Annotated in this window: 19 protein-coding genes; 7 read left to right on the top strand and 12 right to left on the bottom strand. The window is 65.7% G+C overall.

Features of this window, described 5'->3' with window-relative positions; all coding sequences use genetic code 11:
- Window positions 1-133: 133 nt before the first annotated feature.
- Window positions 134-1,726 carry a hypothetical protein gene (locus tag NO357_RS00965; RefSeq protein WP_306733735.1) on the top strand — a complete coding sequence of 531 codons (1,593 nt, stop codon included), beginning with the start codon at window positions 134-136 and terminating at the stop codon, window positions 1,724-1,726.
- A 12-nt stretch (window positions 1,727-1,738) separates the two neighbouring features.
- On the opposite strand, the gene purQ is transcribed toward NO357_RS00965, so the two are convergent.
- The 6 genes from purQ to purC all read right to left on the bottom strand — a co-directional run bounded on the left by purQ (window position 1,739) and on the right by purC (window position 5,565).
- A complete protein-coding gene (purQ, locus tag NO357_RS00960) occupies window positions 1,739-2,407 on the bottom strand; it encodes a phosphoribosylformylglycinamidine synthase subunit PurQ (RefSeq protein WP_306733734.1) in 669 nt (222 codons plus the stop codon).
- Window positions 2,408-2,494: 87 nt separating this feature from the next.
- Window positions 2,495-2,887, bottom strand: coding sequence for a GFA family protein (locus tag NO357_RS00955; protein WP_306733733.1), 393 nt, complete (start codon window positions 2,885-2,887; stop codon window positions 2,495-2,497).
- A 66-nt stretch (window positions 2,888-2,953) separates the two neighbouring features.
- Window positions 2,954-3,997, bottom strand: a complete 1,044-nt coding sequence (locus NO357_RS00950; protein WP_306733732.1) for a zinc-dependent alcohol dehydrogenase family protein — start codon at window positions 3,995-3,997, stop codon at window positions 2,954-2,956.
- Complete coding sequence (locus tag NO357_RS00945) at window positions 3,994-4,491, bottom strand: DUF3592 domain-containing protein (RefSeq protein WP_306733731.1); 498 nt, start codon at window positions 4,489-4,491, stop codon at window positions 3,994-3,996. The genes NO357_RS00950 and NO357_RS00945 overlap by 4 nt, the downstream gene beginning before the upstream one ends.
- Window positions 4,491-4,718, bottom strand: a complete 228-nt coding sequence (gene purS / locus NO357_RS00940; protein ID WP_306733730.1) for a phosphoribosylformylglycinamidine synthase subunit PurS — start codon at window positions 4,716-4,718, stop codon at window positions 4,491-4,493. The genes NO357_RS00945 and purS overlap by 1 nt, the downstream gene beginning before the upstream one ends.
- 88 nt (window positions 4,719-4,806) lie before the next feature.
- Window positions 4,807-5,565, bottom strand: coding sequence for a phosphoribosylaminoimidazolesuccinocarboxamide synthase (gene purC, locus NO357_RS00935; protein WP_306733729.1), 759 nt, complete (start codon window positions 5,563-5,565; stop codon window positions 4,807-4,809).
- Between the two features lie 197 nt (window positions 5,566-5,762).
- On the opposite strand from purC, the gene NO357_RS00930 reads away from it, so the two are divergent.
- Entirely contained in the window at window positions 5,763-6,080 is a 318-nt protein-coding gene (locus tag NO357_RS00930; protein ID WP_306733728.1) for a DUF1476 domain-containing protein, read from the top strand.
- Window positions 6,081-6,396: 316 nt separating this feature from the next.
- Window positions 6,397-7,407, top strand: a complete 1,011-nt coding sequence (gene bmt / locus NO357_RS00925; RefSeq protein WP_306733727.1) for a betaine--homocysteine S-methyltransferase — start codon at window positions 6,397-6,399, stop codon at window positions 7,405-7,407.
- A 69-nt stretch (window positions 7,408-7,476) separates the two neighbouring features.
- Here bmt and NO357_RS00920 read toward each other — a convergent pair whose 3' ends face one another.
- The 4 genes from NO357_RS00920 to NO357_RS00905 form a co-directional block, all read right to left on the bottom strand.
- Window positions 7,477-8,373, bottom strand: a complete 897-nt coding sequence (locus NO357_RS00920) for a hypothetical protein (RefSeq protein ID WP_306733726.1) — start codon at window positions 8,371-8,373, stop codon at window positions 7,477-7,479.
- Between the two features lie 11 nt (window positions 8,374-8,384).
- The gene (locus NO357_RS00915; RefSeq protein WP_306733725.1) at window positions 8,385-9,257 is read right to left on the bottom strand and encodes a DUF6345 domain-containing protein; all 873 of its coding nucleotides are present in this window, start codon (window positions 9,255-9,257) and stop codon (window positions 8,385-8,387) included.
- 143 nt (window positions 9,258-9,400) lie between these two features.
- Window positions 9,401-9,880 carry a hypothetical protein gene (locus tag NO357_RS00910; protein WP_306733724.1) on the bottom strand — a complete coding sequence of 160 codons (480 nt, stop codon included), beginning with the start codon at window positions 9,878-9,880 and terminating at the stop codon, window positions 9,401-9,403.
- A 36-nt stretch (window positions 9,881-9,916) separates the two neighbouring features.
- Window positions 9,917-10,996 carry a PA0069 family radical SAM protein gene (locus NO357_RS00905; RefSeq protein ID WP_306734751.1) on the bottom strand — a complete coding sequence of 360 codons (1,080 nt, stop codon included), beginning with the start codon at window positions 10,994-10,996 and terminating at the stop codon, window positions 9,917-9,919.
- A 217-nt stretch (window positions 10,997-11,213) separates the two neighbouring features.
- On the opposite strand from NO357_RS00905, the gene NO357_RS00900 reads away from it, so the two are divergent.
- The 3 genes from NO357_RS00900 to NO357_RS00890 all read left to right on the top strand — a co-directional run bounded on the left by NO357_RS00900 (window position 11,214) and on the right by NO357_RS00890 (window position 12,846).
- Complete coding sequence (locus tag NO357_RS00900) at window positions 11,214-11,918, top strand: cobalamin B12-binding domain-containing protein (protein ID WP_306733723.1); 705 nt, start codon at window positions 11,214-11,216, stop codon at window positions 11,916-11,918.
- Between the two features lie 92 nt (window positions 11,919-12,010).
- The gene (locus tag NO357_RS00895; protein ID WP_306733722.1) at window positions 12,011-12,190 is read left to right on the top strand and encodes a hypothetical protein; all 180 of its coding nucleotides are present in this window, start codon (window positions 12,011-12,013) and stop codon (window positions 12,188-12,190) included.
- 14 nt (window positions 12,191-12,204) lie between these two features.
- Complete coding sequence (locus NO357_RS00890; protein WP_306733721.1) at window positions 12,205-12,846, top strand: DUF1638 domain-containing protein; 642 nt, start codon at window positions 12,205-12,207, stop codon at window positions 12,844-12,846.
- A 55-nt stretch (window positions 12,847-12,901) separates the two neighbouring features.
- Here NO357_RS00890 and NO357_RS00885 read toward each other — a convergent pair whose 3' ends face one another.
- On the bottom strand, window positions 12,902-13,309 hold the full coding sequence (locus NO357_RS00885; protein ID WP_306734750.1) for a SufE family protein: 408 nt from the start codon (window positions 13,307-13,309) through the stop codon (window positions 12,902-12,904).
- A 159-nt stretch (window positions 13,310-13,468) separates the two neighbouring features.
- Here NO357_RS00885 and NO357_RS00880 point away from each other — a divergent pair, with 159 nt between their 5' ends.
- Window positions 13,469-13,975: a hypothetical protein gene (locus NO357_RS00880; RefSeq protein WP_306733720.1), complete on the top strand. Its 507-nt coding sequence runs from the start codon at window positions 13,469-13,471 to the stop codon at window positions 13,973-13,975.
- Between the two features lie 51 nt (window positions 13,976-14,026).
- On the opposite strand, the gene rnd is transcribed toward NO357_RS00880, so the two are convergent.
- Window positions 14,027-15,184, bottom strand: coding sequence for a ribonuclease D (gene rnd, locus NO357_RS00875; RefSeq protein WP_306733719.1), 1,158 nt, complete (start codon window positions 15,182-15,184; stop codon window positions 14,027-14,029).
- Between the last annotated feature and the right edge of the window lie 22 nt (window positions 15,185-15,206).

Raw genomic sequence — 15,206 nt, 5'->3', positions numbered from 1 at the left:
GGACGCGCTCAAGCAATGGCTGGCAACAGGGTTTCTCGTCGCCGGTATTCCGCCAATTCGACCATTGGCTCAGCCGGTTCCCGCCGACCACGCAAAGCTTGCGGCGCCGTGCCGCGACCGGCAAAGTCACGCCATGGCCCTGCTTCCCTTTCTCATCTCCGGTCGCACCTGGCAAACCGGCGACTTTCCGGCCCCGTGGGCGCCGGACCGGCAGTCGATTCATGATCATCTCAAGGCGCTCGAGGCCCGGGGTGTCGATCCGAACCGCGAAGATCTTCCCGACTCCGAGGCCGCCAATGCCGGCCGCAGCTTCCGCTTTGCTCCCGGCGCGTTCGACAATCTTTTCGGCAGCGATGACGTCACTGACGCGGTCACGGCGGTCAACGCGCTGCGCACGGTCCTGCGCCGGCCCGATGCGCGCGCGATCGCCACGCTTTATGACCTGCTTCTGGACGGGGCGATCACCATCGTCGATCCGGCCATCGAGCAGCTCAGCGCCGAGCCGCCCCCGGCGGATCGGTTTGCAGCGTTTTTCGACTGGCTCGTACGGCAGGCTCCCGACCGTGAACCGGTCAAATTCGCCCTCGCGATGCTGGGCATGCTCGACAGCGACAGGTTCGAGCCGCTCTTCATGCTGTTCGGCCGGCACGAAGAATTCACTAAATACGCCGCCGTGGCGGTGTCGAACGCCCTGCCCGAAGACACTGCCCGGGACCGGCTCGAAACGCTTGCCCGCGCCGTCGAGGGCTGGGGCCGGATCGACCTGGTCTCCCGTCTGGCCGCCGACGCCGGGTCCGACTTCCGCCACTGGCTGGTGCGCGAGGGTTTCCGCAACACGGTGATGGACGAATACCTGGCCTATACCGCCGCCACCGATGGCCGCCTGCTCGACCAGCTTGCGGCGCCGGGCGCCGAAGCCGATGACGCCCTGCTCGACGGTGCGGCGGGGATTTTCGTCGCTCTCGTCGCCGGCGGACCGGCGGAAGACATGGCCGACTACGCCGATGGCGCCGCTGCCGCCCGGCTCTGGCTGGAGCTTGTTGCCGGTCGTCCGCCGACGCTCGACCGCGGCCTCGCCGCCGTCGCCCTGCTTGGCTGCGCCCGCCGCACCACCGCGCCGTCGGATGACGCGCCGCCGGTCTGGTCCACCACTGACAGCACCGACATCGAACGCCATGCCGCGGCCTATCTCGCCCGCAGCGAGCTTGCCGATCTGACGCTGACCGCTCTGCGTGACGGCGAAGGCGGCCTGTTCTGGATGGCTCAGAAACTTGCGCCAGCGATCGGCATCGATCCCTGGCCCTTCGCCTTCGATCGCCAGGCGCGCGAGACCGACACCCAGGACCACTGGTACGATCTGATGCAAACCAACGACCCCGACCGGATCGGCCGGGTGCTTGACCTCGCAATCGACCGGCTGCCGCTCGACGCGCTGGCCACCGGGCCCGATCTGCTGACCGGCCTCGGGCCGGACTGGCATCGGTTTCAGGCGCTCGATTTCATCGTTCAGGAGCTGCAGCGCTTTCCCGGCAAGGGATGGCCGCTGATCCGGGCCGCCTTGCGCAGCCCGGTGATCCGCAACCGCAATATGGCCGTCCGGGCGCTGACGGCGTGGGACAAATCCGACTGGCCGCCCGATGCCGTGCCGCTGCTGCGCCAGGCCACCCGCGACGAACCTGATGATGACGTTCGTGACCAGCTGGACGCGCTGCTGAAACCGGGCTGACCGGCGCCCGGCTCAGGCCAGCGCCATCTCGCGCAGCAACCCGTCGAACATCGCCTTGCCATCGGTGCCGCCATGGGCTGGCTCGGCGGCGCGTTCGGGATGCGGCATCATTCCCAGCACCCGACGGTTGCGGCTGACCACCCCGGCAATGTCGGCAACCGAGCCGTTGGGATTGTCGACATAGGTGAAGGCGATCCGCCCTTCGTCGCGCAACTGTTTCAGCTTGTCGTCGTCCACGAAGTAGTTGCCGTCGTGATGCGCGATCGGAATCGAAATCACCTGGCCCGGCTCATAGCCCTTGAGATAGGGCGTGTCACAGTCCTCGACCCGCAGATCTACGCTCTTGCAGAGGAACTTGAGATTGGCATTGCGCCGCAGCGCCCCGGGCAGCAGGCCGGTCTCGGTCAACACCTGGAAGCCATTGCAGATGCCGAGCGCATAGCCGCCGCGTTCGACATGGTTGATCACCGAGCGGGTGATCGGCGAATTGGCCGCGATCGCGCCGCAACGCAGGTAATCGCCGAAGGAAAAGCCGCCAGGAATGCCCACCACGTCGACGCCATCGGGCAGGTCGGCATCCTTGTGCCAGACCATCGAGACCTTTGCGCCGGCATGCTCGAAGGCCACGGCCAGGTCGCGGTCACAGTTCGATCCCGGGAAAACGATGACGGCGGCGTGCATGGAATCTGCTCCTTGTCCAGCGGCGGGTCCGTGGCGCCTTGATAGGCTCAGCCCCGCCCCAAGGCAACCCTGCCGACGCGCCTTGCCCTACGGCTCCGAGCGCCCCGTCGCGTCGCGATCGTGCGCATACCTCTTGACGCCCGGAAACGGTGGCAACCAGGCCTCGCGCCGGATCGTCCAGAGCTCGTAGGTCGGCACGAACTGATCCGGCGCATCGAGTATGCCCAGATTGACCTCGATCTCATCGCCGCTGCGGCCCAGGACCGGAGACCCGCAACGCGGACAGAACTCGCGTCCCGCATAGGCGCGCGTGTCGCCGTCTATCTCCACCGCGCTGTCGGCAAACACCGCCGAAGCATGGAACAGCGCGCCGTGATGCTTGCGGCAATCCAGGCAATGGCACAGCCCCACCCTGTCGGGCTCCCCCGACGCCGTGATACGCACATTGCCGCAAAGGCAGCCGCCGGAATACCGCCGCATGATCACATCCTCGTTGTATGGTCTCCCGGTTGACCGACCGGAACAGGCGGCCGCCGGGTGCGTTGGTTACGTCGTGAAATCGGTGATCACCGCCACCCCCGGTGGCGCCGGCGCGTCGAAAGCGGCCAGTTCCCGTGTCGCGTCCGACAGCCGGATCTGCCGTGTCACCAGCGGCGACAAATCAACCAGCCCGCCCTCGATCAGGGACAAAAGGCTGGGATAGCGCCACGCCGGCATGCCGCGGGTGCCGAAAAACGCCAATTGGCCGGAATAGACCGCATCCATCGGCAGGCGCATGGACACGTGGTCTCCGGCCGGCATGCCGACCATCACCATCCGCCCCAGCTTGCGCAGCGAGTTCAGCGCCCCCACCACGTTGGTCTCGATACCCAGCGCCTCCACGGCGAGGTCGGCCCCGCCGCCGGTGATCTCGCGTACCGCCTCTGCGGCATCGGTGTCGGCGGCGTTGACCACCGCATCGGCTCCGAGCGACCGGGCGTAGTCCAGCTTCGCGGGCACCACGTCGACCACCACGACCCGCGCGCCGAGCGCCCGGCCCAACAGCAACGCGGCGGTGCCGACGCCGCCGCCGCCGAACACCGCCAGCCATTCCCCGGCGCGCAGTGCAGCCCGGCCCGTCAACGCGTGCCAGGCCGTGGTGACACGGCAGCCCAGCCCGGCGGCCAGCGCCGGCGCAATGGCCTCGGGCAGCGCGGTCAGGTTGTGATCGGCATGCGGCACCGCGATCAGCTCGGCGAAGGCGCCCGGAATGGTGAAGCCCGGCACCTGTTGGTGGGCGCAGATCGTCTGGTTGCCGGCGGCGCAGTCGGGGCACCCCCCGCAAGCCAGGATGAAAGGCGCGATCACCCGGTCGCCCGGGGTCCAGCGCGTCACCCCCGGCCCCACCGCCACCACCTCGCCGCAGAATTCGTGGCCCGGCACATGTGGCAGGATCACGTCCGGGTCGGCCCCGACCCAGGCGTGCCAATCCGACCGGCACACCCCGCATGCCAGCACCCGGAGCACGACGCCGCCCTTTCCCGGCCTCGGATCGGGCAGATCGACAATCTCCAGCGGATTGCGCCACCCGGTAAGCTGTGCTGCCTTCATCGCTTTCCTCCCCGTTGCCAGCGCCGCAACCGGCGATGACCCCAGATTGCCGGCAGCCCGGTCAGCAGCGCGAGCGCGGCAATCACCGCCGCCGGCGCCCAGTTATGCGCCCCGGGCAGCACCACGTCGGTCTTGCGCCTCGGATTGTAGCGGATCGCGTGGCGCGAGCCGATCTCGAAATTCCACCCCGGGTGCGACATTCCGCTGGTGGCCTCGGTGACGTCGCCCGGCGCGAATTCATAGCGGAACACCGGGCTGTAATTGATACTGCCGCGATCGAAGATCGTTTCACCGTCCCAGGCATAGACCCGCACCACCTCGCCCTCGCCCGGAACGGTCGAGAGCTGCCGATATGACGCCGCGGCCAGCAGGATCAGCGCCGCCACGGCAAACAGCGCCGGCACCACCCAAAGCAGCACCCAGGCCCGCCACGACACAATCCGCTCGCCCGCCGCCGTCTCCGTCCAGAGAAAGGGCTGGCTGAACAGGAACATCAGATCTCGATCCGGTAGCTTTCGATCACCGTGTTGGCCAAGAGCTTCTCGCACATCTCTTTCACGGTTTCTTCGGTGGTGCCGGGGGCAAGATCGAGCTCGATCACCTTGCCCTGGCGCACGCCTTCCACGCCGTCGAACCCGAGCGCGCCGAGCGCATGTTTCACCGCCTCGCCCTGCGGATCCAGCACGCCCTGTTTCAGCATCACGTAAACCTTGGCTTTCATCGCCCGTCCCCCGATTTCCTGCGCAGGCGCCCCTGCTTCATCTTGCCTAAAATCCTCAACTCCGCCCGCACCACGGGCACCGAGCGGATCAATTGATCAGCGTCGGCTTCATCGGCACCGCGCCCTTGGGCATGACGCCCAGCCGCTTGGCCACTTCCGAATAGGCGTCGGTCAACGACCCCAGATCGCGGCGGAACACGTCCTTGTCGAGCTTCTGGCCGGTGGCGATATCCCAAAGCCGGCAGCTGTCCGGGCTGATCTCGTCGGCCACGATCAGGCGCTGGAAATCGCCATCGTAAACCCGGCCGACCTCGATCTTGAAGTCGATCAGCTTGATGCCGACACCATACATCACGCCGCTGAGGAAATCATTCACCCTGAGCGCCAGGCTGACGATGTCGTCCATGTCCTGCTGGCTGGCCCAGCCGAAGGCGGCGATATGTTCTTCGGCGACCAAAGGATCACCCAGCTTGTCGTCCTTGTAGCAGTATTCGATGATCGGCCGTGGCAGCGGCGTGCCCTCGTCGATCCCCAGCCGCTTGCTGAGGCTGCCGGCGGCGAAGTTGCGCACGATCACCTCGAGCGGGATGATCTCACAGGCCCGCACCAGCTGCTCGCGCATGTTGAGCCGCCGGATGAAGTGGTTGGGCACGCCGATATTGTTGAGCCCGGTCATGAAGTATTCCGAGAGCATGTTGTTGAGCACGCCCTTGCCCTCGATCACGTCGCGCTTTTCGGCGTTGAAGGCGGTGGCGTCGTCCTTGAAATACTGAACGATGGTGCCGGGTTCCGGACCTTCGAACAGGGTTTTCGCCTTGCCTTCGTATATCTTCTTACGCCGTGCCATGGGGGCTCCTCGGATCTGGGCCGGGATGAGTCCCGTCCCTGGCGCCGTCTTATTGCAACGGGGCCAATTTGCAAAGGGGCCAATGTCGTGCGCGCCGGGCGGGTAGCATTGTCGCGTCCGGCGAAACGGGGCTTGCCCTTGGGCCTGCGGATGGGCATATCAGGACCAAACGTAATCACCCGGCGGAGACAAGCCCAATGACGACCTTCGACGACCGCGAAAGCGCATTCGAAAACAAATACGCCCACGACGAGGAAATGAAGTTCAAGGCCACAAACCGGGCCAACAAGCTTCTCGGTCTCTGGGCGGCTGAGCTGCTGGGCAAGACCGGCGACGCGGCCAATGCCTATGCTCTGGAGGTGGTCAAGGCCGATTTCGAGGAAGCCGGCCACGAGGACGTAATCCGCAAGGTTGCCGCCGATCTCGGCGACATCGCCGATGCCGACACGATCCGCGCCAAGCTGGCGGAACTGACACCGGTAGCCAAGGAACAGGTGATGAACGAAGCCGGCTGACCGGCCGACCAGCATTTTCGCACAACGCGCCGCCCTGACCGGGACGGCGCGTTTTTGTTTGCTCGAAGAACAAACGCCTCCCTGCCCCGCTGATCCGTCCTGCGGCGGCCGAACAAAACGCGGGGCAGGTTCCGGATGTGCTCGTTGAACGGGCGCGCCCGGCGTTGGCCCCGGGGGCTGCCGGCGATGGCGGCCGGTGCCATCGCTCCATGCGCCACTCCACCGCCTCATGAAAAAGCTGAGGATTTCGGAATTGCACCCGCGGCGCCGATATGAGAGGGACACGCGACACAGTAGATTCAGAGATCCGGCCCCCATGACCAACACCCTTGCCCAGATGCTCGACACCCGTGACTGGCTGATGGCCGACGGCGCCACCGGCACCAACCTGTTCAACATGGGGCTCTCGTCGGGCGACGCGCCCGAGATGTGGAATGTCGATCATCCCGACCGGATCGCCACCCTCTACCGCAACGCGGTCGAGGCCGGGTCCGACATCTTCCTCACCAACTCCTTCGGCGGCAACGCCGCGCGGCTGAAACTGCACGGCGCCGAGAAACGGGCGCGCGAGCTGTCCCGCATCTCGGCCGAAATCGGCCGCGAGGTCGCCGATGCCGCGGGCCGGATGGTGGTTGTCGCCGGCTCGGTCGGCCCCACCGGCGAAATCATGGCCCCGATGGGAAACCTGACCCACGAGCTGGCGGTCGAAATCTTCCACGAACAGGCCGAGGGGCTGAAGGAGGGCGGCGCCGATGTGCTCTGGCTCGAAACCATCTCGGCGCCGGAAGAGTACAAGGCCGCGGCGGAAGCCTTCGCCCTGGTCGATATGCCGTGGTGTGGCACCATGAGCTTCGACACCGCCGGACGGACGATGATGGGCGTGACCTCCTCGGACATGGTGACGATGGTCGAGAAACTGCCCAATCCGCCGCTGGCTTACGGCGCAAACTGCGGCGTCGGCGCCTCGGACCTGTTGCGCACCGTGCTGGGCTTTGTCGCGCAGGGGTCCGAACGCCCGATCATCGCCAAGGGCAACGCCGGCATCCCGAAATACCACGACGGCCACATCCATTACGACGGCACGCCGGCGCTGATGGCCGAATACGCTGTGCTCGCCCGCGATTGCGGTGCACGGATCATCGGCGGCTGCTGCGGCACCATGCCCGAGCACCTGAAGGCCATGCGCGAAGCGCTTGAAAACACGCCCAAAGGACCGAGCCCGACGCTCGATCAGATCACCACGCGGATCGGCCCGTTTTCCTCGGCCGCCGATGGCACCGGCGAAGACACGACCCCGAAACGCCGCACGCGGCGGCGTCGCGGCTGACGCGCCTGCCACAAACGGCAAAGGCACCCGCCCCACCGGGCGGATGCTTTCTGTTCCGTAGTCCAGCGATCAGCGTTCGTCGAAATCACCCGGGCTGACCAGCGGCACCGAGATCATCACCGGCGTCGGCTCGACCGCACCGGCGATCAGCGCCACCGGCACATAGGCGCTGCCGGGCTCGTCGGCGACCGGGGCATAGCCCAGCTGCGCCCGCAGGTCGTCGCCCGCCGCGATCCCGTGATCCAGCAGCACCTCGGCCGACTGCAGCAGCACCACTTCGCGCTCCAGCAGCTTGTCGCTGTGTTCCATCCGGAACACCGGCCACTGGGTGCGCAGGCGCTGCAGCTCGGCCTTGGAAGTCATGGCCACCAGCGCGTTCGAGCCGAACACCGGCAGGTCGTTGATCACCCGGCCGACCACCAGCAGGCGATAGACCTCATCGACCCGTTCGGGTTTTTCGGCCTTGATCGAACCGCCCGCCGCCATCTGGGTTTCGACCTGCGGCTTGGCAAATTCTCCGGGCGGCAGGCCGAGGCGCGAGAGAATCTCGATACCCCGCTCCATCACCTCGGGCGGTTCGGGCAAGGGCGGCACCTTGCGGCTGAGATCGACCGCGGCCGCACGGTTGGCATAGCGCACATAGCCGCGGGCCGGGTCAACCCGCAGCGCCTCGGCCTTGGTTTGCAGGAAGCTGGCGCCATTGGGCGCTTTCTGCGCCACCTCCGCCAGATCGCGCGCACCCAGCGAGCGGATCACAGTCGTCAGGGTCAGATCGGCGGTCCAGTCCGCGGTTTCGGGTTGCTGCAGGATGCTTTCGTCCCATCTCGGCAAGATCTCGTCGAGCTGCTTGACCAGCGCCTCGACCGCCTGGGCCGGGCGTTCACCTTCGAGCTTGTCCTGCGCCTGCGCCGGGCCGATCGCCAGCGACAGGACCAGGGCGGGGAGTATGGTTGTCCAGGTTTTCATCATCATCTCCCTCACAATGCGCCTTCATTCGCCGGGTCGCAGCCGGCGATATAGGTGACGTGCCACCAGCCGATCGAGCCGGGATCCGCGAACACGTTGTCATAGCGTTCGTTGAACAGCCGGTTGGTCGCATCCGCCTGGTTGGCCCCCACGGCATAGGCCACCGGGCACTGGTCATCCGTGCCCGAGATGTTGGGCACATAGTGGTTGTCCAGCCAGGCGTCCGAGATGGCGCTGGAAAACGCGTCGTCGGCGAAGTTGCGATAGTTCGAGATCAGCCCGGTGCCGATCCACATGAAGCCGTGGAACCCGTCGACCTGATGCGCCCGCCCGAAGGCCCGCCACCAGTTGCTCCACTGGTTGTCGTCCATCGAGTTGCACGAGCTCAGATGCAGAAACTCGAGATCGCTGTCGCCGATCTCCATCTCGTCACGGCGCAGGTTACAGTCGCCGCCGCCGGCCTCGTTGATCCGCATCGTGCCGCTCCAGACGCCCGCGCTGTCGGCGCCATGGGTGCCGATCATCACCGCGTCGCCATCGTCGAGCCGCGGCGTGTCGTTGCCCCAGGACACGACGCTGGCGTCGGCGAACCAGCTGTTGGCGATCGAGCCGTTGACCCAGGAGCCGTCGCGCGAGAACGCATCGCCGCAATGGCCCCACAGGCACCAGCCGAACAACGAAAAGCCGGTGTCGGTGATTTCGTCGTACCAGGCATCGACCATGTCGTCCCAGGCGTTGCGGGTGCCCCCGGCGCAGCCTGCGTTCCAGACGGTGATCGCGTACATCTTGGCCTCATAGCGGGCGCCGGCCGGATCCGGCAGCAGCGTTGCTGCGGCCATGATGGCCCCGACGGCCCCCAGTCTTGTCATGGGAAGAGTGGACATGTGCCCTCCTTTGTCTAATATGCTGTTCGTAAAAGAAAATCTTCATACACGGCGAGCCGAAAAAGCGTGTGGCTCACACCACAAACTACCGCTAAACAAGAAAAAAGTCGATCTGGCTCACCGTTTGCGACGGTGGCTGGGCGCTATTTCGCCGACATCAGTTCGAAGGCCGAGGCCGGCAATCCGGCGATCGGGCGGCTGGCGCGCAACAGAACATACACATGTTTGCCCCCGGCAACCTCCGGCAAGCGCGCGGTCAGCGCGCCGTCCCCGGTCGCGATGACCACTCGGGCCACTGCAGGCGCGTCGCCGCCATTCTCCAGGCGCAGGCCCAGCCATTCCGGGCGGTGGCGGATGCAGACCGCGGTTCCCTCGACTGTCAGCGCGCCGACGGCGGTTCCGGCCAGTCCCGCGCCACCCGTCTGCAGAATGTCGGGTTCAAGTTCGACGGCGGCGGCGGTTGGTGGCTCCGACGGGTCGAAAAACTCCGGTGCCAAAGCATCGACTGCCTGGAACACCACCGGACCGGCGCCTTCCCAGGGTCCGGGATCGACGCAAACCCCCTCCGCCCCTGCCGGGTTGGCAAGGCCGAGAGCAACAACCGCGGCAAGACGTCCGATCATGAACTCAGCCTAGCACCCCGCACGCTTCGGCGCAGGTCAAAACAACGTCATCTGGTCGCTCGGCACCCGGAACAGATCGCAACGCAGGTCCGGCTGCCTGGCATCGAGCGCCAGCCGCCGGGCCGCCATCCGGAACCGCGCACCGGTCATCTCGGCATAGTGCCCCTGCCCCCGCATCCGATGGCCCCAGCGGGCGTCGTAATCCTTGCCGCCGTGCATTTCGCGCAGCCGCGCCATCACCCGGCCGGCGCGCGCCGGGTAGTGTTCCTCGAGCCATTCCCGCCACAGCGAGGACACTTCGAGCGGTAACCGCAACATGATCCAGCTCGCGGCGTTGGCACCGGCCTCGTGCCCGGCCGCCAGAATCGCCTCGATCTCGTGATCGGTCAGCCCCGGCACGATCGGCGACACCATCAGCCGCACTGGCACCCCGGCCCGGCTCAGCGCCCGGATCGTCGCCAGCCGCCGCGCCGGGACCGGTGCCCGCGGTTCCATCCGTCTTGCCAGGGCCGGATCCAGGGTCGTGACCGAAAGGCCCACCCGCACCAGCCCGTCACGCGCCATTGGCGCCAGAATGTCGAGGTCTCGTTCGATCATCGTGCCCTTGGTCACGATCGCCACCGGATGTCGGAACTCGGCCAGAACTTTCAGACAGGCCCGCATCATTTTACGCTTCTGTTCAACAGGTTGATACGGGTCGGTGTTGGTGCCGATGGCGATCGGCGCGGGCCGGTAGTGCCGCGCCGAAAGCTCCCGCCGCAGCACGTCGGGCGCATTCGCCTTGGCAACCAGCCGAGTTTCGAAATCGAGCCCGGGCGACAGCCCGAGATAGGCGTGGCTGGGACGCGCAAAGCAATAGACGCAGCCATGCTCACAGCCGCGGTAGGGGTTGATCGAGCGGTCGAACGGCAAGTCCGGCGAGCGGTTGTAAGTGATCAGCGATCTGGCCCATTCCACCCGCAGCTCGGTCTCGATCCCCGGGCGCGGCTCGGGGATGTCCCAGCCATCGCAGGCCGCCTGGCGCGTCTGCGCCTCGAAACGGCCGCCGGTATTGCTCACTGCGCCCCGCGCCCGGCGCCGCTCCGGCGCTATTCTGTCGTCCTTGGCGATTTCCATGCCGGCAAAATAGAACAAAAAAAGAACACTTACAATGAACCACATGACAGCATTGAATCATTTTCAGTTCGCCGGCGGTAAAATCCATGCCATAAGTCGGCTAATGCCCGGCCAATGTCGCAATTCGGACAGTCGCCCTGCGGCAATCTGGCATTAGCATGGCACAGGACAACAGTTACCGGGCCGCCGCTGGCCCGCCCAGCCAAAGGAAGCGCCCATGTCCGAGGAAGACGACGACATCATCCTCAGCGAACTCGACGACGAGGAACTCGTGCAGCAGATGTTCGACGACCTCTATGACGGTCTCAAGGAAGAGATCGAAGAGAGCGTAAACATCCTGCTGGAGCGCGGCTGGGCGCCCTATCGGGTCCTCACCGAGGCGCTGGTCGGCGGCATGAAAATCGTCGGCGACGATTTCCGCGACGGCATCCTGTTTGTTCCCGAAGTGCTGCTCGCGGCCAACGCGATGAAGGGCGGCATGTTCATCCTCAAGCCGCTTCTGGCCGAAACCGGTGCGCCGCGCGTCGGCAAGATGGTGATCGGCACCGTCAAGGGCGACATTCACGACATCGGCAAGAACCTTGTCAGCATGATGATGGAAGGCGCCGGGTTCGAAGTGGTCGATCTCGGCATCAACAACGCGGTCGAGGCCTATCTGGAGGCGCTTGAGTCGGAAGAACCCGACATCCTCGGCATGTCGGCGCTGCTGACCACCACGATGCCCTACATGAAAGTGGTGATCGACACGCTGGTCGAGACCGGCAAGCGCGACGACCTGATCGTGCTGGTGGGCGGCGCGCCGCTGAACGAGGAATTCGGTAAGGCGATCGGCGCCGACGCCTATTGCCGCGATGCCGCCGTGGCCGTGGAAACCGCCAAGACCCTCGTCGCGCGCAAACACAACCAGGGCGCCACCGCCTGATCATTCGAACACACCAGACCGGCCCCGCCTTTGCGGGGCCTTTTCTTTTCCGGCGCCCGCACCCAGACTGAATGATGGTCAAAGGAGGAACCATGCTGCGCTATCTGACTTTGCTGTCGCTGGTGATCGCCGCGGCCGGCGCCACGATCTGGGTGGTTGTTCTTGCGGCCCGCGCCGGCCAATTGAACGGCGCCACGCTCGGTACCCTCCTGCCGCTGGTTTTGCTTGCGTCACTGGCTCTGCGTGCCTTGCGGCGCGACCAGGGCGACTAGTCCAGACCCCGGCCGTGAAACTCGACGATAAAACCCTCACGGAAACCGGCCTCGCTCCCGAAGGTCAGGGTAGGATTCTCGTCATTGCCTGCGGCGCGCTGGCGCGCGAAATCCTGGCCCTGATCGAGATCAACGGCTGGGACCACATCGACCTGCAATGCCTGCCCGCGATCCTGCACAACACGCCGGAAAAGATCACCGGCCGGGTGGTCGAAGCCATCGAAAAACACCGCGCAGGCTATGATCGTGTCTTCGTCGCCTACGCCGATTGCGGCACCGGCGGCCGACTCCAAGCCAACTGCGAAGCGCTCGGTGTCGAGCTGATCGAAGGTCCGCATTGTTACAGCTTTTTCGAAGGAAACCAAAGCTTTGCCGAGCGAAGTGAAGACGAGATCACGACCTTCTACCTGACCGATTTCCTGGCCCGCCAGTTCGACGCCTTCGTCTGGAGACCGCTCGGCCTCGACCGCCATCCGCAGCTGCGCGACACCTATTTCGGCCATTACGAGAAACTGGTCTACCTGGCCCAGACCGACGATCCGGCAATCACGCAGAAAGCCCGGGACGCCGCCGACCGGCTGGGCCTGACCTTCGAGCGCCGTGTCACCGGTTACGGCGATCTCGCCACCGTCCTGGGCACTCAGGCCAAACTCTGACCCTCTTCTTCTTGCCCAGGATATCCCTGGGGGTTGGCGGCAGCGCCCCCAAGCTTCATGCCGCCGCGGCGGTCTCGCGGATGCGTTCGATCATCGCCCGTAGACCGTTCGACCGCTGGGCTGACAGGTGCTCGTCGAGCCCCAACCGTCCCATCTCGGCGCGGGCGTCCACCTTCAGTACAGCTCCAACCGGCAAGCCGTTGTAAAGCTTGCGCAAAACCGCGATCAATCCGCGCACGATCATGGCATCGGAATCGCCATCGAAGGAAAACACTCCGTCCGCGATCTTCGGGTGCAGCCAGACCTGGCTGGCGCAGCCGTCGACCTTGGTCGCCGGCACCTTCAACGCGGCGTCGAGCGGCGCCATTGCCTTGCCCTGCTCGATCACATGGGCATAGCGGTCCTCCCAGTCCTCGAGGAATTCGAAATCCTCGACAAGCTCTTCAAAGGCTGCGCTGGCCATCATTCACCTCTCCTTGCGACGTGATCCGAGATAGGCAACGCGACACGGAAGGTCCAGAGCGTCTTTTCATCGCGCCCCGAATGCGCTAACCCGAAAGACAAGCCGTTTCAGGGCAGGCGCGGACACGCGGCAAGGGAACAGGGTCAGAGGGCAGATCAGATGCGGAAAACCATTCTCGTTGGGCTTACGGCAGCGACGCTGCTCACCGCCTGCGGCTCAATGCGCGACTCGGCGCTGAATCCGTTCAACTGGTTTGGCCGATCGCGTTCTGAACCGGTCGAAGCCAACACCAACCCGCTCATTCCGCAAGGCGGCGGGGTTTTCCGCCGCCGTCCGCCGCAGCCTTATGCCGGCGTGCCGGTCGACACCATCGCCGAGCTTCAGGTCGAACGCGTCGCCGGCGGCGCCATCGTTCGCGTCAAGGGCATTGCCACAACCCAGGGCTGGCACGAGGTTCGCTTGGTCGAAGACGAGGACGACGGCCGCGAAGACACGCTGACCTATACGCTCCGGGCGCTGCCGTCGGGTCTGCGCGAGCTGATCGGCCCGCCGCAAAGCCGCGAGATTGTCGCTGCCAAGGCCCTGACCGAAAACGACCTCGTCGGAATCCGCACGATCCGCGTCAAGGGCGCAACCAACGCCCGCAGCACCTCGCGCCGGTTCTGAGGCGCGGTTGCGCCATCCGGGGATGGGGTCCGCCCCCGCAAGGCGCCCGCCTCAGAGCTCCACTACCCTCACATCGCGTCCCTTCGCGGAAAGCGCGATCTGGCCCTCGCAAAGCCGGAGCGCATCCTCGCCGAACACCTCGCGCCGCCAACCGCTGAGCGCGGGGACATCGCGCATCCCCGCCGCGATCGCGTCGAGATCCGAAGCCGGTGCGATCAGCTTCGGGGCCACCCCTGCGCTTTCGGTCTTGGCCTTCAAAAGCACCCGCAGAAGATCGGCCAGCGCCGGGTTGACCTGCAACTTGTCCCGGGACTTGTCGAGCCGCGGGAAATCCGCAGGATCGCAGTCCACTCCGGCCCGCACCGCAGCGAGAATCCCCTCGGCGATCTCGCCCTTGCGCGCCTCGCGCAACAGCAGCCGGGACCGCCCCAGGTCCTGCATGCTGGCGGGCTTGGTCGAGGCCAGCTCGACCAGCGCGTCGTCCTTGAACACCCGGTTGCGCGGAATGTTGCAGGCCTTGGCATAGCCCTCGCGGAACCGGGCCAACTCGCGCACGATGGCCAGGAACCGGCCCGAGCTGGTCCGCGTCTTGACCCGCTTCCACGCCTCCGAGGGGCGGATCTCATAGGTCGCCGGATCGGTCAGAACCGCAAGTTCCTCCTTCACCCATTTCGCCCGGCCGGTCTTTTCCAGTTCTGCGTTGAGGTATTCATAAATCACACGCAGATGGGTCACGTCCGCCAGCGCGTATTTTTTCTGTGCCTCGGTCAGGGGCCGCCGCGACCAGTCGGTGAAACGCGAGGTCTTGTCGAGGCCCTGCTTGGCGATCTTGCGCACCAGCGTCTCATAGCCCACCTGCTCGCCGAAGCCGCAAACCATCGCCGCCACCTGGGTGTCGAACAGCGGGTCGGGAATCACCCGCGCATCGACCTGGAAAATCTCCAGATCCTGCCGCGCCGCGTGGAACACCTTAACGACATCGGTGTCGCGGAACAGCTCGTAGAGCGGCTGCAGCGACAGCCCCTCGACCAGCGGGTCGACCAGCACAGCCGTATCGTCCCCCTCGCCCGGCATCGCGACCTGGATCAGGCAGAGTTTCGAATAATAGGTCCGCTCGCGCAGGAATTCGGTGTCGAGGGTCACGTAGGGGTGCTGACGCGCGGCCGCGCAGAACGCCGCCAGCTCGTCTGTGGTTGTCAGGGTGCGCATGCGGGCGGGTCTTCTTGTCTCT

It is taken from the genome of Marimonas arenosa, from assembly GCF_030848945.1.
In the GTDB taxonomy this organism is placed as follows: domain Bacteria; phylum Pseudomonadota; class Alphaproteobacteria; order Rhodobacterales; family Rhodobacteraceae; genus Marimonas; species Marimonas arenosa.
This window is presented reverse-complemented; position numbering and strand designations above follow the sequence as displayed.